Here is a 26933-nt window from a genome sequence, read left to right as displayed (position 1 = left end):
ACATTTGACAGCTATTTAGAATAGGGTGACATATGTGCAGCTTAAAAATTCTACAGTGCTGTATCAAGTGGATAACAGCACAATAAACTTAGGGGTAAAAATGAAACAACTCTTTATTTGTATTACAGTGTTATGTCCAATGTTAGTGGGTGCACATGCTTTTCAATATCAAAAAACCCAGGGAGAGCTAAAATATTACACAGGACAAACCAATTTAACCGGTACATATTCACGGAATCTTGATCCTGAGTATGTGGACTATATGGGGGATGATGTGTGCTTTTATCCAGACAAAAAATCATCATCGTTAATTCCTCGACCTAAAGGCGACACACGTATTGCATGGTTCTGTTTTTCTAACTTTGAAACAGCAAAGAAAACCTTTAAATTGCCAAACAGCATTAAGAAAGGCTATTGTACGTATGAAGGTAAAGCTACAGTAACCATCAAAAACTATAGATTACTCATTGCAGAAACTGAAGGATATGATTCTAGTCACTTAGTGAGTGCGAAAAATATAACACCAGCCAAAGCTATGAAATGTGAATCTTATAGTTAATCTCTTTTTATAAATTTAATTAGTAATTTATAAAGCAAATTGGACAGCATACAGCGAATAACCGTTGGTATAGCGATGAGAGTAATTGCTGATGTTTGTCCATGAATATGACATATGTATGAGAATTATTTTTAGTGGATAGTTGAAAAATCAATAATTACTTAGACACCCATTCTTATTAAAGATGGACACTTTGACAAATATTCTTATAAACCAAAGTGGCTATTACATGCATTCAAAATGATCCTCTTATTATTATAAAAAGCTTCACGCCACGCTGTTATACAAATATGCAAATTTTTCTTGTGCTTAATATTAATAAACATTAATATTTATTTTAAATATCAAATACTTTAGTAAAATATGAAATTAAAAATTTTTCTAACTGCATTATGCATTTTATCTTCGGGTACAGGCTATGCCAACTCCTCTCAGCAGGAAAAAATAAATTTTGTTAAAAAAGTATATGAAGATCACTTAAATGAAGACTTGATGGGGATTGATGTATTAAAGCTACATGCATCCAAAGAATTGCGCTTACTAATTCAGAAGCGAGATGCTATTGCAGATCGTCATGAAGGAGATATGTGTGAATGGGTGCGTCAAGTGCTTATTCCGGGCAATGATTATGATGTTCGTGCTAATAAAATAAAGTACTCGGTACTACCAAATGGACGTGTACGCGCACAGGCTAAAAATTTCGGAGAAAGTTTTCATGTTGATTTTGATGTGAAATGTGATGCTCAAGGATGTAAAATTACTGACGTTTATGATCCAGGAAGTTATAGAAAAGAACTAATATCTATTGTGAAAAATGGTACATGTTAATATATCTAAATTTCCCTCAATTTAGAATTCTTAATAAGAATATTTGATAAAATTAACTTAGTTAAGAAAAGAAATTTCTTGTAAGCATAATGGAGATTAGTTGATGTACTAATCTCCAATTACAACATTAAAAATCATGACATTCCGATGGGATTTCCCAATCAATCAGACCTGCCGAGTCATCATATGTAGCAATTACAGTACAAGAAGATGTGATATGCCCACCTCTAATTACTCCAACTTTTACTTTATAGGTGGCCGAATTACTTGTTCCTTTAACAAACTTCAAGTCTTCAATTTCAGTGACTTGAAAAAGACTATCTACTTCGGCAGCACTATTTATTTCATAATCTAAACTTTGATTTTCATCAATTGCATAGATAATTGCATCTGCATATTTTTTATACTTTCTATCTTCCTTATCTTTTTTGTATTCACTTAAAGCTTGATTAGCAGCTTCTTCATTCTTTGATTTTTCAGAAATAGGCTCAGACACAGGAATTTCTACAGCTTCAGGAACAGTATTAGAAACGGGTACAGATTCAACAGTTTTTTCATTAGGTTTAGAACATGCTGTCAAAGCGGTGATGGCAAGGGCTAAAGCAGAAGTTTTAAAAATATTTATTTGCATGAAATTCTCTATTTTAAATTATTGATTGTAGTTAATTTTATTTAAAAAATATATCCTTGATACAAGTTGATAATCCAAAAATAAATAAACTAACTCCTATTTGAGCTGAAGTAGAATCAGCTTGAAATAAACCATATAAAGTGAGCCGAATTTTTTTGGAATTAGATAAAAGGAACTCTTAGGAAAATAATAGAATTCCAAAAGATTCTTTTTACTTATTTATTACATAATATGATTTCAGATTTAATTTATAGTTTTCCTAAATAGAAGTTAAAAATCTTATATTTATGGGCTAAAAAAATTATATAGTTCAGTGCCATTCATTATGTTATTTAATGAGTTTATCTTAAGTAATGTAATAAATTTATTAATAAATCTAATAAATATTTTTTTAAAAATAATGTTATATTTGGGTAATTTTTTGTAACTGAATAAAAAAATGTTTTCTTTTTTATCTATAGAATTCGCATTGTCGTTTATTCTATTTTTTGCAATTTATTGGGTATTTAGGAATAAGCCTCAGATTCAGAATCTGATTCTCGTTATTACAAGTTATTTGCTGGTTTTTTTGATGGCTGGTGGGTTAGCTATCATCATTTTACTTGTCTTTAGTCTGATAGTTTATTTAATATCTATATTAATGGATCGATATGTTTTAATTAAGAAAAAATTATTAATTTCTGGAATTGTAATAACATTAATTCAGCTAAGTATCTTTAAATATTATGATTTTTTTAAACCTATAGTTTCTGAATTTTTAGATAAATTTAATTTAGATAATTCCGGATTGGCAGCAAATTTAATTTTACCTTTAGGCATTTCCTATTACTCATTCCAAGCGATTAGTTATTTGGTTAGTCGTTATAGGAATGAAATAGATTGTCCTAGATTTAATTTAATTCAACTTTTAATGCATTTTTCATTCTTTGTAACTATAACTGCCGGCCCTATCGCTCGTGCTCAGAATGCAAAGGGGCTGACTGATATTAGTGGCCAGTCTTGTGGAATGAGTACACAGATAACGACGAATCAGCCCCGTAAAATTTTATTACCGAGCTTGGCTTTAATACTTCTGGTTTTAGCGTTAATAAAAAAATGGTGGATTGCGGGTTGGATTGCGGATCAATGGGTAAATCCCGTATTCGCTAATCCAATGCAATATCATAGTTTAGAAATATTAGCTGCGATTTATGGTTATACCTTGCAGCTATTTCTTGATTTCTCCGGCTACAGTGAAATGATGATCGCTTTTGGCCTGCTGTTGGGTTTTAGATTACCTGTAAACTTTAGAGCTCCATTACTTGCCCACAACATTCGTGATTTTTGGGATAAATGGCATATCAGTTTGTCTACCTGGATCCGAGACTATATTTATATCCCGCTAGGGGGAAGCCGGGGTGGTTTTACACTAACCCAATTAAATCTAGTGATTGCAATGGTGTTATCAGGTATCTGGCATGGTTCAGGATGGAATTTTTTTATCTGGGGATTGTTACACGGCTTAGCATTAGTACTGCTTAATATCTCAGATAAAGTCTATCAAAAGGTCTTTAAAGTAGACATAAAACATGCACGTGATGCTTTTGCAAAATCAAGTTGGATAGGTAAAACCACTAGCATATTTTTAACAATCACCTTTGTTAGTTTTTGCTTTGTTTTCTTTAGAGCCAAAACCTTCGAAGAGGCATTGCAAGTATTTAGAGCCTTATTAAGTAATTATATTAATGTCCAGTGGACTAGTAACCCATTATATTTGCTGACTTTGTTAACGATAGCTTGGATGATTTACCCATTTGTTTATCGGGCATTGAGTAATTTAAGTTCATATCAACGAAAGATCCCAAGATATGCATTGCTAGTACCGCTCTTCACTATTTTCATCACTATTATCATTTGTGCACCCTCGGGAATTCCTGGATTTATATATGCAAATTTCTAATGAATCAAAAATGCTAGAGCTTGAATATGAAATTAATACTCAGGAATTTGATCAAGCTGGTGATCATGTCCAGAGTTATATTTTTATTCTTGTTACTCTGATTTTTTTTGCATTTTTATCAATTTGGATTATGCAAAATTCAGTCAATGCCTATTTTCAGCAGACTTATCATAAAGAAAGCCCTTTATCTAAGTTAGAAAAATTTGAAGTATGGACATTAGGTGGGCAGATTGGTGATCTTTTATATACGAAACATGGCTTGAATAAAGTCATTGTTGGCCAATTGAATACCGACATCATAAGCCGATACAATGAGCATTATGCTTATACACCAGAATATCGCAAGTACTTGCTAGACCTTGAAAAACAAGAAAAGATCCGATTAGCAAAAGAAGAACAAGCAAGGGTACATCAAGCTTTACTTGACCAATTTACCTTGACTAAAACTGACCAAGTTTTCTTTGCAGGTGACTCATTAATGCAGGGGGTTGCGCCGCATGTGCAAAAGCATTTGCAAGAAAAATTTGATATTAAAACCATTAATTTGAGTAAACAAAGTACCGGCTTATCTTACCCAAGCTTCTTCGATTGGCCTAAAACAATTCAAGATACTATTTCTGCAAATAAGCAAATTAAAGTTTTAGTTGTGTTCTTAGGAGCGAACGATCCTTGGGATATGCCAAACCCTAAAGGTGGAAGTTACCTTAAATTTCAATCGCCTGAATGGGAGACTGTCTATCGTTCTCGCATTTCTCAAATCATTCAAACAGCTAAAGAAAATCGAATTAGTGTGATGTGGTTGAGTCCACCAAACATGAAAAAAGATTCGTTGAATCAGCAGATGGTATATTTAAATCGAGTCATTAGTGATGAAGTGAAAAAGCATCAGGCATTTTTTATTGATTCCAGACCATTACTCGGTGGAAAAAACGATATTTACAATGAATATGTTACTAAAAATGGAGATTCTATTAAAATGCGTAGTGCTGATGGAATCCATTTTTCAACAGACGGTCAGAAACTGATTGCACAAGTTATTTCAAGCCATCTAAAAATTATTCATTAAACTCAATAAAATACAGGTTAAGTCTATGTTGATTAAAAAGTCAGTTTATTTAGGTGTATTCTGCATTTTAACGATCGGATCGCCAGTTTACGCTAGTAATTTGACCAATTTTAATGATCCTAATACCGACCAATTAATGACTGCTTTTAAAAATAAATCTGTTCATATTGTTCAATTCGGTGATTCCCATACAGCAGCTGATGTAATGACAGGAACGTTAAGGACTCAATTACAAAACCGGTTAGGAAACGGTGGAATGGGGTGGGGAATGCCTATGTATTTTTCTGGGCAGCGTTTAGTCCGTTATGGGTACGATAACAATGGTTGGGAGCCAATCTCTAGCCGTCAGCAACGAGATCAAAATTATACTTTGGGGGGCTTAATCGCTACCCCTAAGTTTAATGGAGCAACCTTAACCATTAAATCAAAACAAAGTGAACTTTCGCAAAAAATCAAAGTAAATTTAAGGCAGGCTGCAACGGATGGTAAGTTTTTGGGCCGAGATGCACAAGGTCATCAATTTGAGATTGAAGCCCCAATCAAAAACAATACCTGGCAAACAGTCGAGTTTGTGGCACAATTACCATTTACCATCACTGCTTCAAATGCAGAACAATCAGCAATTGGGGGATGGTGGGCAAAAAATCAAAATGGTGGGGGTGCTGTTGTTTCAGCATTAGGAATTAATGGAGCAGAATTATCATATTGGAATCGCTGGAACGAGGGGTGGCAGCAAAATTTAAAGAGCATCTCGCCTGAATTGATTATTATTGCTTATGGAACAAACGAAGCATTTAACGACAATATTGATGTTGATAAGTATAAAAATTTATTAATTTCGAAAGTTAATCAGATCCGTGTAGCGAGTCCTGATACTGCCATTATGATTGTTTCAGCACCAGAAAGCTTAAAAAATATCGCGGGTCAATGTGGGATAAGACCAATTAAATTAACTGCGATTCAAAATGTGCAGTACCAAGTTGCACAGCAAAAGCATACTTTGTATTGGAATTGGCAACAAGCCATGGGGGGGGGATGTTCGATGAAATCTTGGATTACTCAAGGTTTAGGTCGAAAAGATGGGGTTCATTTTTCAGAAGCAGGTTATCAAAAAATAGGACAAGCATTGGCAGAAGATCTACTGTCTTTTGTAGGATTACAACAAAGTTATAACACTCCTACGAATACAGAAGTTAATGTAGAGAAATCTTCACAGCAGTATAAACCTTCAACAAATACAGGATATGCGAGTATTTGCTTGGAAGGAACTAAAGAGTGTAAAAGTATAAGCTTTTAACAATTGAATTATTATAGTCTTAGATTAGCATTTGAAGTGCAACACCATGTTGTTGCCATAATACCTGACTCGGACTGTTAAAGCCGAGTCTTTTTCTTGGGCGATGATTCAAACGTTGAGTGATTTCTGCAATATATGCATCCGTATAGGCGTTTAAATCACTACTTTTTTAATATATTGCCTGATTAAGCCATTGGTATTTTCATTCGTGCCTCGTTGCTAGGCGCTATAAGGATCAGCGAAATACCAGTCTATTTCTAATTCTCGAGCAGCATACTCATGCAGACTGAACTCCTTACCATCATCTGCGGTAATAGTCTTGAGCTGATCTTTGATCGGCTCAAGTAGACTGATGGTTGTCTGGCAAATTTCTTCTACCTTGCTTGAGCTACACTTTTTCAGCCAATAAGGGGTATTTTACTATTTTAATAGTAATATACTGGCGAAAAATGACTATATTTTACTATTAAAATAGAATTATGGGGGATGTTAAACCCACAATGGAAATCATGCATAGATTAGCAATTTAATCAGTTTTAAGAAGTTCCTCTTGGTGTAATACAGCCATAGGCTTATTTACGGTCGAAGGTGATATGTCATCTAACTCATTAAGCTGAATAGATAGTGGACGGCCAATACAGGCTAGATGTAAGCAAAATTTAAATGCAGCAAGAGCATGACCATCTTTTACTGAATAGAGTTGTAGACGAGGAAATTCCTCTTGAGTTGATGGATGTTTATCTGTTGATGCTTTTGCTAATTTGAAAAGTTGAGGCTGTTGTTTAGCATCTAACTTTGTTTGCAAATCTTGTCCAAATAAGTGCCAAAATTTGGCAGGAAATAAAGCCTTAACCTGGGAGTAAAAATGTTCGAGTTGATCGATATCCTTCCAGCGATAATGGATACCTGTGTGTGATGCGGTCACTCGATTCAAAAATACATTCAGGACGCATGCAATTTGTGTTGGTTTTTTACGAGCTATTTTCTGTAAATGTTCAAAAAAATAAGTCACCGCATGAAGCTCTTCAGCGGTATCAAGCATCGCTGGCTTTAACTGGGTTGAGCTCTCAATACTAAATAAACGCGGATTCCCTTTTTTTGATTTAATATTTGCTAAATTTAGGGCATTTTCATACCAATAATTGACGAGTTCTTCTGGTAAGCACATACGTTGAGCTGCACTTTCAGGATCGTTAGTAGTCTCCAATATATTGAGCGTTTCATAGAAGCGTTGAAGTGAAATTTTAGAATCTTCTGTTCCAACAAAGAAAGCAAAAAAATCATGGGATTGATCTATTTGTAACGACAGTTCATCTAAAATGTCAGTAGCATTACTTTGAAGCCATTTTGTTTGATCGTTCAATAATATAGTTGCTAGAACTGCCTGGTTTTTTTCAAAATTAAAGTCTTTTTCATCATTTGTTATTTTCAAATTTTTAAACGTTGCATTGTGGCCCATAATTTTTTTAGCCAATTCATTAGGCATATCTGGATGATATTTTAGTAGTTTTTGACCAGCTATGAGATAACTTAAATGAATATAGCTTTTGAAAGTTTCAACTGGCTCTATATGTCCTAAGAGATGTGCAATAACAAACCAATGGTTTTGTCCATGTTGATTTTGAAGTAGCTCAGCTCGAATTTTTTGATATTCGTTTTCGCTATAGTCAGTTAGCTTTTGCACAAGTGGTGCATATTCACAGTTCAGTAAAAGCGATAAATGATTCGCTGCAGTGTGACGAAAAGAGTGAAAGGAGTAATGATGCCCTTTAAAGACCTGATTCAATATCAGTTTTAGGGGTACGGTGACAGTGTGTTTATTCAGTTTTTTATTTTCATTCAAGTTGCTGAATAAATATAAACTTTTCTTATTCTCTAAACGTTTTTCAACAACAAAATCGCTAAAGAATTGGTACTCATCATCTTTTAGCAAAGCGTATGCAGGCACAATCCGTTCCGCACTATCCGTTTTGAGCAGATGTTGATTCCCTTGTTTTTTTGAACCATAAGGTTGAACCCAGATAGAAAATTGATTTAAACCCTCGATATCTTTTACACGTAACCCGAGTATTTCGTTAATACGCATACCAGTACGGTAGGCCAAAATATAAATGATTTTTAATAATTTATAATAATGGTCGGAGATGGAGTGGTCATGTAAGAGCTGATTTAACTTCTTTAATATTACTTGGAAGGCTGTGTGACCAATGATGCGTGCACGAGGTCGACTTTGCGATGAGATAAATTCAAGTTCGAAATCTTCTGCTTGAAAAACAATTTGTTGGAAGGTGTGAAAACGTTTCAACATGCGGATCGTTTGGTCTTTAGACTTCTTAAATTCGGGTTGATTGGATTCGTCAGCAAGGCGTGTATTGCTGATGATTTGTTGATAAATTTTGGTCAGCAGATCGTTAACATCTTCATCGGCATCAATGTATTGCAAGGCATGAGTTAAAAACGGTTCTGTAATTCGGGTGTAATATGTATAGATTGAACTATCTGCGAGTTTTTGATTGTCTTGAAATGCCTTCGTGTACTGAGTTGTATCAAAATCAAAGGTGGCTGATAATTCTTTTATTTGCTCTGAACTTGGTTGATAGAGACTGATGAGCCATAAGATAATGCGCTTAGAAAACTCATTAAACTGCTCTTGGTGACGCAGGCAAAAATCAATAATGAGTTTAGCAATGGGTTGGTCCGTTGATGATGTGCGAATAATTTTCAGCAAGTTTTTATGAATAAATATCACATTTTCTACTGCTTCAGACGTATTGAGATCTGGTAGGACTTTGGCTGTAGAAGAGACATTTCGTTCGATTTCATCACTTAATTGAGTTTTAAATTTTGGGAATGCAAAGTTTTCAAACTCATGTTCTGATAAACCACACGTGAGAGTGTCTTCTAACAAACATTGTGAGAGGGCAGGATCAATATCTGCATTCTGTAGTTGTAGCCAATTAAAATTGGCGTAGTCACGTAAAAACTTAAAAGTCTTGTTGGTGTATGGATGTTTTATTTTTTGAAAAATGAGGTGCAGATACGCATTCACATCTAGACTGATGTCACGAATTTGTCTTGTATTAAAATGAATGAGCCAAAGTCTTGTCAGCTGATCTGGGATAAAATTACGTGATTTTCGAATTGTTTTTTCATCAACAAATAGATCGCCATAGCTTGGAGAAAGTGGCTCTAAAAAGATGATATTAAAATCGCAAATTTTTTGGATTTTTGCAGGGTTTTTTAAATGTTCGAGCAAAGCATTTAATGAAGATGTTTGATTTAATCCACCGTATAACATTGAGCAAAGCAGAATATTCCCAATAATTTCATTATTAGAAAAAGCGGAACTATCTTGAGCAAGAATCCAATAATCCCAAAGTTTTTCTATAATGATGTCAATTTCATGACCGGCCTGGATCCAATCCAAAGTGAAAATTGGTTCATCGCGTTTCATCTCAAAGGTGAGATACGGTAATGGGAAGTCTAGGTTATTGCTCTTATTGAGGTCTTTGATATATGTTCGGAAGAATTCATGTGCATATTTTTTCCAAGCCAAATTTGGTGCTTTACGTTTAATAAACTCATAAATCGCAGGATAAGCTTGAATTAAGTCCTCAGTTGAGAATTTTTGTTCATCAAAGTATTGTCGGAGCTCTTGTTCTGCATCAGCTCGTAGAGTCTTTTCTAATTCATTACGTTGAAGTTGACGTCTATCTTCAGCATAGCGTTTTTTTTGGATTTTTTTATTGAATGATGACATTTACTTCAATCCCGCTAATTTTAAATTGATCTTTCATTTGCTCTAAAACATTCGCAATTTTAGAAAATTGAGATAGGGATAAACTGGAAAAAGGATGTGCTGCTTCTTGTTGCATGAGCTCATGTCCAAAGAGAGCTAAAATCTCAGGTTCGGTAATTTTATGAGTTAAAAAAGCACGAGCTGTGTGGCGATGCCAGTTAGCATGATCAAGACCTAATTCGGGATGAAAGTTTTTTACTAAAGATGGGCTTAGCGGTATCCACTCATCATCTTGGATGATCCCTAAGAGGGGGAGCTTACTCGTTTTGATTTGTTGTATGACATCACTTAAAGCAGGATGACTCATCATGATTTGAGTCGAAAAATATTCTAAAAAATTAAGGAATTTTTTTATTTCTTCAACTAGAAATGGACAAAGCGGAATGAGGCGTCCGAATCCATTGCGGCCGCCTACTTCTTTGTCTGAAACCATCAAAATTTGGCGTTTTAAATTAAAGTTTTTAAGAAATCCAGGGAATTCAGCAACGGGGCGTGCTGCTGTAAAAAGAAGGAGGATATGCCACAGCCAGAGATTGTAATGATTAAAAATGGCAATCAGATCGTCTTCAGCTTGTGAAAAAATATTAAATTTCAATACAGAAAAAATCTCTGTAATGACCTGTGGTTTTGGAGCTTTACGACTACCAAAATGAGTTATTAAATCAGGGAGCGAACGTACACAGCTTTCATATGTGCTTGCTACCTCTGCACAAAGTGATTTTAGAATATCAATATATTGTGCATGTAATCGTAGGATATTCTGATGACAATAAGAAACAGATGATGACTGATTGGCATCAATCCCTGTGATTAAATCTGCGAGTTGTTTATTCCCTGTTTTTGCAAGAACCGTATGATGCAGTAGAGAACTCACCTTTACGACAGACAGTTTTGGAATCAATAATTCTTGTCTTAATTTGCGTAAATATTGTTGTATATCATCGAAACTAACCGAATCCATTTTGCGGAGATCCTCAATGAATAGATTCGGGATTGGAATGTCTAAATAGATCGTCTGATTAAGCAAGCTGTCTGAATACTCAAAATCTCGGTTTTCAAATACATTAAATTTACTGTTTAAGAAGAATTGATCATTTTTATTGATCATTTTTTGGCGGTTATTTAAGTTTTTAGCTCGCTTGCTTTGTATATATAGCCACTCATTCACACTATTACCGGTCAAAAATGCGAGCATTAGGATCAAAGCACTTTTATTTTGATATTCAGAGTAGTCCACATGAAGTCTTTTCAGTAGATGGTTCACGCTAGATGGATTCGGAAAAAAACTACTCGACGTGAGTAAATGTTCTTTGCGTTGAATATGTTTTGCAACAAGCGGTAGAACATAGCTTTGACTCGTTTCTGAATGTGCTGCGAGTGGTGTGACGTCAGTTGGATTGACAACAATTTGCCGATTAATCGGCTCATCAATTAAGGTTTCTATATTCAGTGCTTTAGATTTAGCCCCTTTTTTGATTTCGATACTTTCTTCAATGAATTGTTCTTCATCAAGAAACTGATGTTGAAGCTGTGTATCGATACTGGCACGTGCAATCTTCGCTTTGTTTTTTAAAACGTAGTTAAAAGTAATGCGAATATCATTGAGTAGATTGCGATCAAACTCAGGCAATTCATCCGTATCTAATGTGATCAGATGTTGAATAAATTGTTCTAAGCTCTGTGTTGGATCTTGAAGATAGGTACTCCAGAGACGTTGATACTCTTCTGTATTTTGATATTTTTTTTCAGTATCTAAATTTTTATTTGCAGTCCTAAAGCGCTGGAATAAGCGCTTTACGGTATTGAAGTGTTCTGTGTGTGCTTGTTTAAAAAGCTCTGGTTTAAGCTCAGGAAGAGCAATTAAATAAATGGCCGCTTTTAAAACTAGAATATTCCAATGTTGCGCATGAGTTTGTGACTCAGATAATTGCGCAATTGAATTGATATATGACGTAATGGGTAAATCACTAATCTTAACTTTTTTCGTGAAAGCGATTACCGGTGGTGTCGGCAGCTGCGAATCAAACTCTACATCGATATCAAAGTAATCGAGATTGAGACCAACCAAACAATTGTCAGTCTGTTGAGAAGACAATAGTTTAACCACAAAATTAATATGTTTGGCACGCTCAAATTGCTCATTACCAAACAGTTTTTCAAGCATTTTTTGCAGTGAAATAACTGGCAAATCAATATGCTCATTTAGATTGTTCGACACTATGATCTCCAAATTTTTTCTGTACTTAGACAGCTAGCAGGGCGATCGATAAGTTCTTTTACACAACTGCTGTGTAGTGATAATTGATTAAAAATCTGTGTGCGTTCTTGCTTGATATTTTTAATGCGCTGATTAAGTTGATTTCGAGAACATGAAAGTAGTTGTGCAAGCAGTTCCAGACTCATTTGATGATGTGGTTTTAAAGATGATTGTTTGTTAAGGATTAATAGTGTTTGACGTGAAAGATGTGTGTTAATTAAATGCAATGTTTTTCGTGGATTTAACGACCGAATATCAAATTTTGAAGTTTTAATGAAGTGAATAAATTCACGACTGCATAACTCCATCAGAAATGCTAACTCATCATCTGAAAAAGATTGTTGATGGTGAACAATTAAAGTGATTTCCTTAATATCCTGATTTAAGTAGCTAATATATAAGTGAATATTATTGAGAATAGTGTAGCTATCAAACTCTGAGGTTTTCCACACATGGAGCTCTTTTATACGATTAGAAATATCTAAATCTGCAGTGAGATTTTTAAACATATTTAAGTAGCACAGGTTGAAACCATAAGCACGTGGATGAATGATGATTCTGCTTTTTTTAAAATTTTTTAGAGTACTTATCTGTGTTGCTGGAAACTTTAAAAGTAGTTCAGATGTCAAATCCATGTGTGCTATTGAATAAAAATAATACAGTAATATTCACGTATATTTAGAGTTTTTGAATATGGCAGGAGGCATCATTTTTTTCTTGTTTTTAAAGTTTATGTATTATTGAAAGTTTCAAATTTTCCTCCTCGATTGGATACTCACTATTAGTTAGCTATATTTGTGAGTTGGCAGAAAATATCATGTTTCTATTATGATGTTCACATAGCTGATTAGAATGAATAGGTTAGGGATGAGTACAGCTGATTATTACAATAATAATGCTCAAATTTTTTTGATAATACATACCGAGTTGACATGCAGAGTTTGTACGAACCTTTTTAAGTATTTACCTACACAATTAAAGATTTTGGACTTGGGCTGTAGGTCGAGTGGTGATACTTTGGATTTCAAAAAAGAGGGTATCAAGTTGATGCAATAGATGATTCGGTTGAGTTGGTAGTTAAGGTGCGAGAGCTCACAGGGATTAATGTTAAGCAGTTAAGTTATTCTGTGTCGCAGATTCGGCCTTGACATTTTTTAATGGTAATTAAAACCAAACTGGAATAAGTTTTTAGTAAACATGTAGACGAATTTAACTTGATTGATATCGAGAGCCAAAGATGGAAATTAAACAACTGAAACAGGTAGAAGTCATTACAGATGTTGTATGTGATGTATGCAACCAATCAACGAAATTGGAGTTTGGAACCTTATCAGCAAATTGGGGCTATGGTTCCAAGCATGATGGTGAAAAATATGAGTTGCAGTTATGTGAAAAATGTTTCTTTTATGCCCTGGTGACATTAAAAAAAGAGCGAGCAGATGAGTTTATGTTTGATGAAAATTTTGACCCTTCGACCCTAGATGGGTTTGGGGTGAAGTGAACCTATCATCGCGACAGGTTCTAAGAATCCAAAAATATACTGATCCAAATTCAAGCCGGTAGTTTCATTTTTAATGGCGAGTAAGGGATTCAGGAAAAATATTATTCTTTGCTTCGAGGTCACTGAGTTCGGAAAAGGCTTGAATACCGCCTGCAGCTTTAATTCCATCTAAAGCGACAGATAGAGCTTCCTGATCTGACGGAAATGTTTCATCCCATACGGTAGAAGTACCACTTTGGCTCACCACTTCCAGTGTCCAATCACTGTCAGGCAGTCGATAAATAAGAATTTCGACCTGCTGATTATGTTCCTGTAAAACTTGAGATAAGGGAGAGTCAATTAAATCATTTTCATCATAATCGTGAGTATGGTGATTGTCTGACATCAGCGGCAACCTTTATTGTATTTAACATCCATCCATAGTAATAAATGAATCAAATTTTGCCTAGCGGAATGAATGTTATGGATACAAAGCGCGGCTAATTCTAAAAAATAATAGCCCCTACAATAAAACAAAATAATCCAAAAATTATCCATAGCCAGACATTTGATTTGGATGTTTCCATACTTTGGCTATTCAATAGTGATAGTTGCTGAGAAGAATTCTGTAAGGTATTTGGCTTATTTGTATAGGGACGATGCTTGGAATAAGAAAGTCCTGTTCCTGGGATACCAATACTCGTTTGAGTTCCCTTTTTACCAATATTCAGAGAAGCACCAGATTTGCCAATGCTCGCGCTACTTATCCCTTTATTGGTCAGATTGTTTTTAAACCCGGTAAAATTTTAATGCTCTTGCGAAATCTGAAGCCCATTTATTTTCCTTTGTAGAAACCAGCTCAGTTTTTATTTCAATAAAGTAGGGACAATAAAATGAGATTTTGGCTCAATCCTAGAACTGTTCATTTGACTTATCTAGTGAAATATCAGTATGTTATTTCACATAAGATATTAGCTTTAAGACAATGAATCAAACATTAAATTATTACAAGCAGCATGCTCAAGCATTTTTTGAAAATACTTATCAGGTCGAAATGGAAAGTCTCTACATACCATTTTTAAGGTGTTTACCAGAACAGGCATCGATTCTGGATTTGGGCTGTGGTTCGGGGCGGGACACTTTGGCGTTTAAGAAAAAAGGCTATCAAGTTGAGGCAATGGATTATTCTGCCGAGCTGGTTAAAAAGGCTAGGGAGCTGACCGGCATTGAAGTACGTCAGCAAAGTTTCTATGAATTAAATGAGAGTGAGAAGTACGATGGTATTTGGGCCTGTGCTTCTCTTTTACACTGTGACAGAGATCGTTTGCCTGAAGTGATGGGGCGCATATTCAAAGCACTAAAGCCAAATGGCGTGTGTTACATGTCTTTTAAATATGGCAATACAGACCGTGAGAAAGAGGGACGTAGCTTTACTGACTTGAATGAACAGCAAGCTCATGACTTACTTAAACAGATCGATCGGGCTTTACTGTTGCAGCAATGGATTACGATAGATAAACGTCCAGAGCGTAGAGAAGAATGGATGAATATTCTGATTAGAAAAGTGCAGGCTTAGATATGTTATTCAGTCTAGCCGAAATACCAACCCCTCAAGAACAACTAAAATTCTTAAAGCATATTCAGCAGATTTTACAGTCGGGGACGTTTACTTCGACCTATAAGTTTGCCTTGCTGATGAGTATCACACGTCTGGCGATTGAACAGGGGCAAGATACTGGTGCTACATTGCATGTGGACTATCAGGATATTGCGGAAAAGTTTATTGAGCTGTACTGGAAACAGTCACTACCATTTCAGTTTAATCACTATGAGCCTTTTACCATTCATCAAAGTACAGGTAAACAAGCAAAAATCATCAGTGAAATCCAAAAGGCACAGCAACAATTTAAAACTTTGGCAGCTTTAAGAAAAGACCAGCTTTACTGGAATCGGCTTAAGGGGAAGGTTACAACAACGGTGAAGCAAATGCCGGTGGTGTATTTGCAGAATTTGAATGGTCAAACCATACAGTTTCTCTATAGTCTTGAAGATTCCAAGAAGTCCCTCAAGCTGTTGCCCAAGGTGATGTATTGCTTAAGACAATTTAGTGAAATCATTGAAGAGTTGTGCCAGAAGCGCTGGATTGATTTTGTTCGGCTAAACAAGCAGAACTTGGTGGTACTGGATGGTTTGCCTGACCTAGATGAATTCATGTTTGCCCCAAGTCGCAATCAACTGGGGCAGGTCGCGGACTTCTTAATTGATTTACAGCAATGCCAGTGTTTTTACTGTGGCAAAAGCCTAAAAAATTCAAAATATGTTGTAGATCATTTTATTCCATGGTCTCTATATCCTGCCGATACCGGACATAACTTTGTTCTGGTAGATGACAAATGTAATTCACAGAAAAGTAATTATTTAGCATCTGAGCAATTCTTTGAGCAATGGAGAGAACGTAATCATCTGCATGATCAAGCCATTACACGAGAGATTTCTCAACTTGGCTTCTTAACGGATCTGCAGCGTTCGCATCGGGTTGCTGATTGGGCTTATAAACAGGCGATAGAGAATGAGTATTTAGTCTGGTTAGGGGGAAAAGAGAAGAAGATATTAGCCCGAGTGTATTAAAGTATTAAGTTTTAAAAATATTTTTAACTGTATGAGTCACACAAATTCTTTAAAAAGACTGCGTCAATATGTGACGTTAATTTCCTGAAATTTCTTTAAATAATTATTGGAAAAGGATATTTTAAGGACAACTCTTCTTCATAATTGATGATAAGAATGGAACAGCTTAATCCATCAGATCTAAAAGCAATATTACATTCGAAACGTGCCAATTTGTACTATCTTGAACATTGCCGTGTGATGCAGAAAGATGGTCGAGTACTTTATTTGACTGAGGCTAAAAACGAAAATCAATATTGGAATATTCCTATTGCCAATACCACAGTGATTTTATTGGGTACAGGCACATCAATTACTCAAGCAGCAATGCGCATGCTCGCAAGTGCTGGTGTTTTAGTTGGTTTTGCAGGGGGAGGTGGCACGCCTTTGTTTATGGGCTGTGAAATTGAATGGATGACACCTCAAAGTGAATACCGTCCAACTGAGTATATGCAAGGTTGGATGCAATTTTGGTTTGATGAAGCCAAACGCTTAGATGTTGCTAAACAGTTTCAATTGGCTCGAGTTGAATATATTCAGAAGATTTGGTTGAAAGACCGAGATTTAAAAGAATATACCTTTCATGTAGATGATTTAGATATTCAACAGGCTTTAACGGGTTATGCAGCAAGAATTTCACAACAAAGTAAAGTCGGAGACTTACTACTTGCAGAAGCTGCAACCACAAAGCAACTTTATAAAATTGCAGCGACTCGTACAGGTTTAAAGGATTTTAGTCGAAATCCTGAACAAGGTGATTTAGCTAATGATTTTTTAAATCATGGCAATTATCTGGCTTATGGTTTAGCAGCGACAACACTTTGGGTACTTGGAATTCCACACGGTTTTGCAGTCATGCATGGCAAGACGCGTCGAGGGGCTTTAGTGTTTGATGTGGCGGATTTAATTAAGGATGCTGTGGTTTTACCTTATGCCTTTATTTGCGCCAAAGAAAAAATGACTGAACAAGAATTTAGACAGCAGATTTTGCAGAAGTTTACTGAGCATAAGTGTTTAGACTTTATGTTTGATCAAGTCAAAGCGCAAGCTTGCAAAAATCATGATGTGGATGAGGAAACATTATGATTGTGACCTTTATTAGCCAATGCGAAAAGAAAGCGATTCCTCGAACCAGGCGTGTGCTAGATGCTTTTGCTGATCGGATTGGAGATAACACCTGGCAAACGGTGATTACCGAAGAAGGTCTAATCTCAGTTAAAAAATTGTTGCGTAAGACTGTGACTAAAAGTACAGCAGTAAGTTGTCATTGGATTCGGGGCAGGCGTAGAAGTGAGTTGCTGTGGATAGTGGGCAATCACAACAAATTTAATAGTGAAGGAATTGTGCCAGTCAATCGAACATCAAAACAGCTAAAAGTAGATTATTGTGATCAGAATTGGCACTCAGCAAGTTTTGTTAGTCAAATCACTCGTATCGCGGCACTATTTCATGATTTTGGTAAAATTAATCCTTTTTTTGCAGCAAAGCTAAAAAATGCTTTAAAGAATAAAAAACCAGTAGCAGATCCGTTTCGACATGAATGGATTTCTTTGAGATTATTTGAAGCTTTTGTGCATAGTTGTGGCGATACAGATAAGGATTGGATTTCTCAGCTAACTTCAATATCTGGAAAACGTCATGATTTTTCGTGGTTTGAAAATGTTATTAAAGATGAAATCGACCAAGTATCAAATTCGCCTTTTCAAAATTTACCACCGATTGCAAAACTAACCGCATGGCTCATTGTTTCACATCATCGCTTACCTATACTAAATACAAAGGATCCAAGTTATGAAGCAAACAAATTTAAAACGGTTTTGGATGACTTAAACTTTAAATGGTGCTATCCAAAACAATATTTAGAGGATGATACCAGTAAACAAAAAGAAATTAAGAAATGCTGGGATATTCGGCAAGAGCATATTCCTTTCAATAGTGACACGTGGTGTAAAGAAGCAAATTCATGTGCAGGAAATTTAATGCAACTGCTGAATCTTCCTCATTCAATTGGGTTAGATGATCCTTATGTGAGTCACATTTCACGCCTAACCTTAATGTTGTCAGATCATTATTATTCAAGCTGTGATGCCAATCCTAAATGGCATGATCCAAGTTATGAGCGATATGCTAATACAGATAAATTTGGATCATTAAAACAAACACTAGATGATCATTTGGTGGGAGTGAGTCAATCGGTTAGGCAACTTATGGGGGCATTGACTCGATTAGATGCCTTGTTTGATCGTTTACCTCAGCAAAAAAGTTTGGAAGGAAAAACCAATAATCCATATTACCAATGGCAAGATAAGTCTTATCAACTGGCGCGTAAAATACAAAAAGACTATCCAAATCATGGTTTTTTTGGTGTGAATTTAGCTTCGACAGGTCGTGGCAAAACCTTGGGTAATACACGCATTATGTACGGCCTTGCTGACCCTGATAAAGGCGCACGTTTTAATATTGCTCTAGGTCTTAGAACATTAACTTTGCAAACAGGAAAGGCTTTACGTCACAAACTCGATTTGGATGAAACTGATTTAGCCATTATGGTTGGTGGCGGAGCAGTTAAAGAAATCTTTGAGCATTATAGTCATAAAGATTCATCTGAAATTTTAGAAGAAAATATAGAAAATTTTGATCCTGAACAAAATCAGTATATTGCAGAAAATATCGGTTCAGAATCTTTAAATGGACTTACAGATGAAGAGAGTTATGTCGATTACGATGATCATGAGCTAGATTTTGAAGGCATACTTGATCAGCAGCATATGTTTGCCAAATGGTTAAAGGGGAATCATCAAGTTAGAAAAATGCTGATGAGTCCAATTTTATGTTGCACGATTGATCATCTAATTCCTGCTACTGAAAGTACTCGTGGCGGTAAACAAATTGCACCGATGTTACGTTTAATGTCTTCAGATTTGGTACTTGATGAACCTGATGATTTTTCTCCTGAAGATTATTATGCATTGACACGTTTAGTACACTGGGCAGGTTTACTGGGTAGTCGGGTATTATTGTCCTCTGCAACGCTAACACCTGCCGAAATTAATGGTTTGTATTTAGCGTATAGTTCAGGGCGAAAATTTTATAATGCCAATCGTACACAAGCAGACCAACCGATTATTGCTGCGTGGTTTGATGAAAATCCAAGCAGTATTTATCATGAGGTCATTCCTTGTGATCAAAATATCAGTGACAGTCAAGCGAACGACATCTTTAAAAAAGCCCATCTCAAATTTACTAAACAACGTGTTGAATTCTTAAATCAGCAAGCACAGCACACTAAACGACGTACAGTTGAATGGGTGGGATTACCCCGAAAAATATCAGCTCAGGAGAAGTGGGAAAAAGTATTTGCGGAAAAAATTCTGCAAACAACAATGCTTGCACATCGTGAAAATTCGATTACAGATCCCGATACAGGCAAACAATACAGCGTAGGCTTGGTACGTTTTGCCAATATTGATCCTTTGGCGGAGATTGCTCAGCAATTATTAAAACAGCAAATTGATCCAAATATACGTATTCATATTTGTGTCTATCATTCGCGTTTTCCATTGTTAATGCGTGCAAATATTGAAAAATATTTAGACGAAATTTTAGATCGAAACCAAGCTAAACAGCCACACGATCATGCCATGGTTAAGGGGTGGTTAAAAAGATATCCAGAACAACAACATATTATTTTGGTTTTCGCCTCGCCTGTCTGTGAGGTGGGGCGAGATCACGACTATGATTGGATGATCTTAGAACCATCATCTATGCGTTCGATTATTCAGGCTTCTGGACGGGTGCGACGCCATCGGATAGAAGCTTATAACAAACCAAATGTATTTTTAATGGAAACCAATATTCGACATTTTAAACATCCTGATCGAAGTTGTTTTTCACGCCCAGGCTTTGAAGCGACAGGTTTCGAGTTTAAAGCGGATAGACATTTTTTAAATGGTACTGCTGAGAATGTTGATAATGGGTTAATTCGAAAAGTACATCTAGATCAATTAGATGCTATACCACGTTTGCAACAACCGGGAGCAAACTACTTAAAGAAATATTATGAAAAATTTGGTTATCCAAATTTAGTTGATTTAGAACATGATCGCATGCATTCAATTTTATTGGGGCAAGGAATTAGCTCTGATATGCGAGTGAGTAAAAGTGTACCGATTAAATTTCCAACCTATGCTTTTTGGAACACGCCCATTCATTACACAGGTATTCTGCAACGCTTGAGCCAATTTAGACAATCACAAGCAGAAAAGTTAATGGCATTTAGGGCAGAGGAAGAAGAGAGCGAGTTAGGTCTTTATGCCTATAACGATAAAACGGGAAATTGGCTTTATGAAGAAAGTTTAATTCGACGAGTTGAGCTACCTAACAATCCGCAGATTCATTGTTGGCCAAATCAGAATCCTCAGCAGGCATTGCAGAAATATGTGGAGGTCAATCCAAATGAAAGAATTTGGAGTGAGAATTGTGGGCGTTATTTAAGTTTAAATTTACCCAAGCTAGAAGACCTGCAAAAGTGGAAATACCACGATTGGTTAGGATTTATCAGGGAATAACCCTGATAAACCTTGCTTTCTAAGCTGCCTATATGGCAGTGAACAGATTGAATAAAAGGAACTATTTCTAAGCTACCTTTATGGTAGTGCCTTACTTAGTAATGATAAGTCTTTTTATTTTACATAGAAATAGCTTGTGGAATAAAAGAAAAATCTGTATTTTACTTGTTATGGTTACTTTTAGTTTGAATTAAAGTAACTAGGTTTAATATTTAAATAAAGATTAACCATCGATCTGGCAGGATCACACATCACCCGATAGGGTAAGGGGGAAATAATGTTTAGCACGCATTTAATCAGAAGGGTCTGATTAATTGGATACATTCATCATTTACGATAGTTAATCTATCTAGATGATAACAAAAAATGATTTAAAACATAATTTATTTTGTAATGAGTACAAAAAATGAATGATGAAGTAGAGGGAGTTCAAGACTCCGAGCCTGCTAGCATTCGTGAGTTAATCGAGCAATATATTCAAGGACGTTTGAATGAAAAGCTAGAAAAACTTAAAGCGGATGACACGGCAGAGCGTAACAAGTTATTAGAAAAATATGAGGTTGAAACGTGGCTTGATGATGCAAGTTTGCGTATTAGCCAATTACGTTTGGCGACTCATACGCCGAAACAGCATCATCCTGATTCAAAAGCATCTGCCATGTTTTATAGCAATACGGATAAAACACATGACTATGTGGGTTCCCAAGGTATCAAACTAGATGCGGATGTCATTGGTAATGCAGCTGTACTCGATGTCTTTAAGATGCTGCGTTTATCTTTTCAAGGTACGTCGTTACTAGAGCGTTTGTTAAATGCAGATCAGGAATTAATCACAGCATTGTCTGTGAAATCTGAAACGGCACAACTGCGTTATGAGCGTTTTTTAGCATTTAGTCAGTTGCCAACAGAACTCAATGCAGGACGTTTATCGAAACAAGTGTTATTTCCTGTGCAAAATGATGAATATCATACCTTGGTGATTTTATATCCGAGTTCATTGGTTCATCGAGCGTATCAACAGCTCTCATATGATCGGTTTAGCGATGAGAGTAAAGCACTACATGAAGCACGGTTTAAAAAATTACATCATGCACATGAAAGCCGTGAATACCCGAATCTATTGGTACAAAATTTTGGTGGTTCTAAACCACAAAATATTTCACAGCTTAATAGTGACCGTCGTGGCTCTATGTGGCTATTACCGTCTATTCCACCCACTTGGAAAGGTCAGCAGATTGAACTACCAAAACGTGGTTCGGTTTTTACAGGGTATTTAAGCAACCGTAAAGAGATTAAGCCTTTATTGAAAAAAATCGTGACTTTGTATCGTAAAGAAGATCGTCGTAATAACGTCGAATTTCGTGCACAACGTGATGATTTGATCTCTAAATTGGTGGATTGCATTATTGATATGAGTTTTGAACTGCAACAAAGTGCATCATCGGGCTGGACACAGGATTCTAATTTTAGTCGTGCAGAAAGCTTTTGGCTGGATTATGGCTACCGAGAAGCGCTCTTTGACAAAGAAGATGCCAAAGAATTGACGGAAGAAGAAGCCGAGTGGTTACAGGCTTATCGTGAACGAGATTGGCATACTGAAGTGGGTTATAACTTTGGTAAATGGCTCAATGATATCCTCATCAAAAAAGGCAAGATTGTGGATTTGGACGATCATGAAGCTCGCACGTGGTCTTTAATTTTACGTGACAAATTACAATTGCTGAAAGAGGAGTTTGCCTAATGCATCAGACTTATCCTAAAGCGTTGTATGTTGTACGTCTAAATGTTGAAAATGCATCTATTATCAGTAGTCATTTAACGTGGGGCTTCCCAGCACCGAGTGCATTCACTGGATTTATGCATCATTTACAGCGTCAGCTGAATCAAATTGCTGAATATGCATCTATTGAGTGTTGTGGTGTCGGGATTATATCTCATCAATTTAACCCACAAATTACCAAAACCAATAGTTTCCGCTATTCGCCTTATCAACTGAATTTGGCTCGTCACCCCTTGAAAGCAGATGGTTCTACACCAGCGATGATTGAAGAGGGCAAGGGACATTTTGAAGTCAGTTTAGTGATTGGTTTGGCGGGAGATGGTCTTAATCCGCATCTATCTGCCAATGATGAAGATTTATCTACTCAGACACAAAGCCTGTTAGATCGATTAAATCACTTGGTCTATAACATGCGTTTGGCAGGTGGTTCTGTTTTCCCACATAAGCGTGTCAAAGCTAAATTGATCAATTGGTCAGAACATGATGCGGTAGATAAAACCAAAATACTACGTCGGAGTGTATTACCAGGCTTTGCTTTACAGCATCGTCATGAGCTTTTGATTGCACATCAAAATTGGTTGGCTCAGTATCCAACATATTTAGCGACTCAGAAAAATAGTCCTGATTTACTCGATACTTTATTGGACATTCACCGCTTCAATTTTGTCAGTACTGCACAAGAAGCATCAGTCGATCAAGAGTCAGTAGACGGTGTTTGGACGTTACGACCACGGCCTGAACATTTAAAAGGTTGGCTCGTGCCGATACCGATTGGTTATGCAGCTTTAACGGATTTACAGCCTCAAGGTGTTATTAAAGGATTACGTCATGATGACTATCCCGCCACCTTTGTCGAAACCTTAATTAGTTTAGGTGAATGGCAAAGCCCACATCGTATTAAAAATATTGTTGATACTTTATGGAATTACAACACTGAACCTACAAATGGGCTGTATGAGCTCGTTCAACCATTTGCACCGAAATTAGATATCGACACGTCATTACCAGACGAAGACACCCATCAATCATTTGAATTTGAATCTGAAATAGAAGAAGAGGAATTTTAATCATGGCTAAGAATGACAAATTAAAAACAGCATCGGTACTTTCATTTAACCGTCATCTTGATGCATCAGATGGACGTATGTTTGCAGTAAATTGGGTGGAGATTGCACAAGGCACAGGTAATACACCAATTTTAATTCAAGCAAAATCTGTGCGTGGTACGATTTCGAATCGCCCTAAAAATAGCAAAGAAACTGATGAAGCAGCGATTAATGCAGCAGTGAATAAACCAAATTTACAAACGGTTGATGTTGCTGCTTTACCACAAGGTAAAGATACGGTTGCCGTGACGTTTAGCTTACGTGTATTGCCAAATGTAGGTCGTCCATCTGCATGTAATGATGCAGCATTTGCTGAACGCCTTGAAGCGGTGGTGTCAGGCTATGAAACAGCGAATAAGTTTAGTGAACTTGCGAATCGCTATGCTGTGAATTTAGCCAATGGTCGTTTTTTATGGCGTAACCGTATTGGCGCTGAAAATGTTACGGTCACAGTTGAGCGTTTAATTGATGGTAAGAGCGCAGAAAAATTAAGTTTTGATGCATTACAAAATCGTTTAAATGAAGCAACTGTACACCAAGCTCAACAAACTGAAATTAAACAGCTTTCAGCTTGGATTGAAGCAGGTTTAAGTGGTCATGATCATGTATTACTTAAAGTGACAGGTTTTTCTCGTTTAGGTGAGGGACAAGAAGTCTATCCATCACAGGAACTCATTTTAGATACGAGTAATTCCAAAGGTGCTAAAAGCAAAACTTTATACTCATTTGGCAACAACGAAGCTGGTATGCATTCTCAAAAAATTGGTAATGCACTACGCACAATTGATATATGGTATCCAAATGCAGATAAACCGATTGCAGTTGAGCCGTATGGTTCAGTGACTTCAGAAGGTAAGGCGTATCGTCAGCCTAAAGAAAAACAAGACTTTTATAGTTTGTTTGATGCTTGGGTTAATTACAATAAAGTACCTGAACTTGAACAGCAGCATTATGTAATGGCGGTTTTGGTTCGTGGTGGTGTATTTGGCGAGAGTGATAAATAATGAATTATTATCTGGAATTAAAATTTCTGCCAGATGATGAAATCTCGATTAACTTTTTATGGTCTAAAATTTATAAACAGCTACATCTTGCATTGGCTGGTTTAAAAGACGAAAGCAGTAAGGTGAAAATAGGTTTTTCATTTCCTGATTATCGTTTTGATCCTCAAAAAGAGAAGGGATTTATTGGCGAAAAGCTACGTATCTTTGGCTTAAGTGAACAGGAATTAATTCAACTGGATGTGCCAAAATGGCTCAGTCGTTATTTGGATTATGTACACATTAGTTCTGTAAAAGCAGTACCTTTAGAAAAAGTTACTGGTTATGCAGTCTATAAGCGTAAACAAGTGAAGAGTAGTGCTGCCCGTTTAGCACGACATGATGAGAGAAAAGGGCGCTTTAGTTTTGAAAATGCCTTGGCACATTATGGTCAGTTTGTAAAAACAACTGATTTACCCTATATCAATATGCTGAGTGACAGTACATCTGAAGATTTAGCATTAAGTCAGAAACATGCTTTTAAAATTTTTATTGAAAAGCGATCTGCTGAAAAATCTGAAACTCAGATTTTTAGCACTTACGGATTAAGTTCGGTGTCATCTGTACCCGAATTTTAACCCAATATTTTTTCACTCTTTAACAGCTTAATAAAATCAATAGCTTATGATAGTGGTTTAAAACTTGGGTCTTTTGAGAGATTTAAGAGTTAAATCACTGTTATAACTTTATTTTTTGCTTTAAAATTACTGTTCACTGCCATACAGGCAGCTTAGAAAAACATCAGAAGAACTCCAAACATTAACAAATCGTTCACTGCCATACAGGCAGCTTAGAAATGTCTGTGCATCGCGCATTTCAACAAAAACCAGTTCACTGCCATACAGGCAGCTTAGAAATTCAAGCGCATCACGAACTACACCAATTGCATGTTCACTGCCATACAGGCAGCTTAGAAATGTAGCATTAAGGTGGTTTTTTACACCGGCTAGTTCACTGCCATACAGGCAGCTTAGAAATGATTGTGTCATGGTGTTTTGGGATAGCTAACGTTCACTGCCATACAGGCAGCTTAGAAATGGCCATTGTCAGTACGAGTACCAGATTTAAAGTTCACTGCCATACAGGCAGCTTAGAAAAATATCCTCCCTGGTCATTGCCAGTATCTCACGTTCACTGCCATACAGGCAGCTTAGAAATCTTTGAAGCGCCCAATAATGCGCTCCCACTCGTTCACTGCCATACAGGCAGCTTAGAAATATAGAAAGTGGCTAATCCTGTTAAGTAATTGGTTCACTGCCATACAGGCAGCTTAGAAATTGTGAAAAATGTGGTAGCTCGGAACGCTCAGGTTCACTGCCATACAGGCAGCTTAGAAATCACACTCTTTTGCGGCATCACGAGTACATGAGTTCACTGCCATACAGGCAGCTTAGAAATTCACTTAACAGCATGTTATTAACAACTTCAGGTTCACTGCCATACAGGCAGCTTAGAAATGCACCGCCAATGACGGTGCTTAGCGGTGTTTGTTCACTGCCATACAGGCAGCTTAGAAATTAAGTTCAGCCCAAACACGGATGCCTAAACCGTTCACTGCCATACAGGCAGCTTAGAAAAGACATTGAAATGGATTTCCGTGATATGCATTGTTCACTGCCATACAGGCAGCTTAGAAATGATCCTGATGTAACCCATGCCGAAGCAGTGAGTTCACTGCCATACAGGCAGCTTAGAAAATCAATACCCTGGCGTTTCAGTAAGCGTTTTAGTTCACTGCCATACAGGCAGCTTAGAAAATCAGCTGTTACACCTACCGCTTGCTGTAATTGTTCACTGCCATACAGGCAGCTTAGAAAGTTTGTCCTCCAATTAGGCGATTCATTAGCTTGTTCACTGCCATACAGGCAGCTTAGAAAAGCACAACTCCAATTCACGGTATGCACAGTGCGTTCACT

The 26933-nt window shown here is 36.4% G+C and carries 19 protein-coding genes, 2 pseudogenes and 1 CRISPR repeat array (1 of these 22 only partly in view); of the genes and pseudogenes, 14 read left to right on the top strand and 7 right to left on the bottom strand.

Features of this window, described 5'->3' with window-relative positions; genetic code table 11:
- Positions 1-100 precede the first annotated feature (100 nt).
- Positions 101-559, top strand: coding sequence for a hypothetical protein (locus tag B9T38_RS10255; protein WP_086196709.1), 459 nt, complete (start codon positions 101-103; stop codon positions 557-559).
- 363 nt (positions 560-922) lie between these two features.
- Positions 923-1387 carry a hypothetical protein gene (locus B9T38_RS10250; RefSeq protein WP_086196708.1) on the top strand — a complete coding sequence of 155 codons (465 nt, stop codon included), beginning with the start codon at positions 923-925 and terminating at the stop codon, positions 1385-1387.
- A 127-nt stretch (positions 1388-1514) separates the two neighbouring features.
- Here the strand turns inward: B9T38_RS10250 and B9T38_RS10245 are convergent, their stop codons facing one another.
- Positions 1515-2018, bottom strand: coding sequence for a hypothetical protein (locus B9T38_RS10245; protein ID WP_086196707.1), 504 nt, complete (start codon positions 2016-2018; stop codon positions 1515-1517).
- Positions 2019-2589: 571 nt separating this feature from the next.
- Here B9T38_RS10245 and B9T38_RS10240 point away from each other — a divergent pair.
- Genes B9T38_RS10240 through B9T38_RS10230 form a run of 3 tightly spaced genes read left to right on the top strand, consistent with a single transcriptional unit; the run spans position 2590 to position 6320 of the window.
- Positions 2590-3957, top strand: a complete 1368-nt coding sequence (locus tag B9T38_RS10240; RefSeq protein ID WP_286086728.1) for an MBOAT family O-acyltransferase — start codon at positions 2590-2592, stop codon at positions 3955-3957.
- On the top strand, positions 3944-5023 hold the full coding sequence (locus B9T38_RS10235) for an SGNH/GDSL hydrolase family protein (RefSeq protein ID WP_086196705.1): 1080 nt from the start codon (positions 3944-3946) through the stop codon (positions 5021-5023). Before B9T38_RS10240 ends, B9T38_RS10235 begins: the two co-directional genes overlap by 14 nt.
- Positions 5024-5048: 25 nt before the next feature.
- Positions 5049-6320 carry an SGNH/GDSL hydrolase family protein gene (locus B9T38_RS10230; RefSeq protein ID WP_086196704.1) on the top strand — a complete coding sequence of 424 codons (1272 nt, stop codon included), beginning with the start codon at positions 5049-5051 and terminating at the stop codon, positions 6318-6320.
- A gap of 19 nt (positions 6321-6339) precedes the next feature.
- Here B9T38_RS10230 and B9T38_RS17205 read toward each other — a convergent pair.
- The 4 genes and pseudogenes from B9T38_RS17205 to B9T38_RS10210 all read right to left on the bottom strand — a co-directional run.
- A pseudogene (locus B9T38_RS17205) lies at positions 6340-6725 on the bottom strand (IS30 family transposase); the annotation flags it as partial.
- A gap of 121 nt (positions 6726-6846) precedes the next feature.
- A complete protein-coding gene (locus B9T38_RS10220; protein ID WP_086196703.1) occupies positions 6847-10080 on the bottom strand; it encodes a site-specific integrase in 3234 nt (1077 codons plus the stop codon).
- Positions 10064-12337, bottom strand: a complete 2274-nt coding sequence (locus tag B9T38_RS10215) for a hypothetical protein (protein ID WP_086196702.1) — start codon at positions 12335-12337, stop codon at positions 10064-10066. The genes B9T38_RS10220 and B9T38_RS10215 overlap by 17 nt, the downstream gene beginning before the upstream one ends.
- On the bottom strand, positions 12337-13011 hold the full coding sequence (locus B9T38_RS10210) for a hypothetical protein (protein ID WP_086196701.1): 675 nt from the start codon (positions 13009-13011) through the stop codon (positions 12337-12339). Before B9T38_RS10210 ends, B9T38_RS10215 begins: the two co-directional genes overlap by 1 nt.
- 602 nt (positions 13012-13613) lie before the next feature.
- Between B9T38_RS10210 and B9T38_RS10200 the strand changes: the two genes are divergently transcribed.
- Positions 13614-13877 carry a hypothetical protein gene (locus B9T38_RS10200; protein WP_086196700.1) on the top strand — a complete coding sequence of 88 codons (264 nt, stop codon included), beginning with the start codon at positions 13614-13616 and terminating at the stop codon, positions 13875-13877.
- A 70-nt stretch (positions 13878-13947) separates the two neighbouring features.
- Here B9T38_RS10200 and B9T38_RS10195 read toward each other — a convergent pair whose 3' ends face one another.
- Entirely contained in the window at positions 13948-14262 is a 315-nt protein-coding gene (locus B9T38_RS10195; protein ID WP_086196699.1) for a hypothetical protein, read from the bottom strand.
- 100 nt (positions 14263-14362) lie between these two features.
- Positions 14363-14691: pseudogene (locus B9T38_RS10190) on the bottom strand (DUF4236 domain-containing protein).
- 150 nt (positions 14692-14841) lie between these two features.
- Between B9T38_RS10190 and B9T38_RS10185 the strand changes: the two are divergent.
- The 8 genes from B9T38_RS10185 (at position 14842) to cas6f (ending at position 25595) form a co-directional block, all read left to right on the top strand.
- Positions 14842-15432, top strand: a complete 591-nt coding sequence (locus tag B9T38_RS10185; protein ID WP_086196698.1) for a class I SAM-dependent methyltransferase — start codon at positions 14842-14844, stop codon at positions 15430-15432.
- Positions 15433-15434: 2 nt separating this feature from the next.
- Positions 15435-16484 (top strand): HNH endonuclease signature motif containing protein, encoded by a 1050-nt coding sequence (locus B9T38_RS10180; protein ID WP_086196697.1) that lies wholly within the window; start codon positions 15435-15437, stop codon positions 16482-16484.
- Between the two features lie 156 nt (positions 16485-16640).
- Positions 16641-17609: a type I-F CRISPR-associated endonuclease Cas1f gene (gene cas1f / locus B9T38_RS10175; RefSeq protein ID WP_086196696.1), complete on the top strand. Its 969-nt coding sequence runs from the start codon at positions 16641-16643 to the stop codon at positions 17607-17609.
- Entirely contained in the window at positions 17606-21091 is a 3486-nt protein-coding gene (cas3f, locus tag B9T38_RS10170; protein WP_086196695.1) for a type I-F CRISPR-associated helicase Cas3f, read from the top strand. Before cas1f ends, cas3f begins: the two co-directional genes overlap by 4 nt.
- Before the next feature lie 406 nt (positions 21092-21497).
- Entirely contained in the window at positions 21498-22832 is a 1335-nt protein-coding gene (csy1, locus tag B9T38_RS10165; protein ID WP_086196694.1) for a type I-F CRISPR-associated protein Csy1, read from the top strand.
- On the top strand, positions 22832-23938 hold the full coding sequence (gene csy2 / locus B9T38_RS10160) for a type I-F CRISPR-associated protein Csy2 (protein ID WP_086196693.1): 1107 nt from the start codon (positions 22832-22834) through the stop codon (positions 23936-23938). The genes csy1 and csy2 overlap by 1 nt, the downstream gene beginning before the upstream one ends.
- Positions 23939-23940: 2 nt before the next feature.
- On the top strand, positions 23941-24981 hold the full coding sequence (csy3, locus tag B9T38_RS10155; RefSeq protein WP_086196692.1) for a type I-F CRISPR-associated protein Csy3: 1041 nt from the start codon (positions 23941-23943) through the stop codon (positions 24979-24981).
- Entirely contained in the window at positions 24981-25595 is a 615-nt protein-coding gene (cas6f, locus tag B9T38_RS10150) for a type I-F CRISPR-associated endoribonuclease Cas6/Csy4 (protein WP_086196691.1), read from the top strand. The genes csy3 and cas6f overlap by 1 nt, the downstream gene beginning before the upstream one ends.
- A 131-nt stretch (positions 25596-25726) precedes the next feature.
- A CRISPR array of direct repeats spans positions 25727-26933; the repeat unit is 28 nt; unit sequence GTTCACTGCCATACAGGCAGCTTAGAAA (it continues 5302 nt past the right edge of the window).

It is taken from the genome of Acinetobacter sp. ANC 4218 (genome assembly GCF_002135245.1).
GTDB lineage: Bacteria > Pseudomonadota > Gammaproteobacteria > Pseudomonadales > Moraxellaceae > Acinetobacter.
Note: the sequence above shows the minus strand (reverse complement) of the source record. Positions and strands in the feature narration are given on the sequence as shown.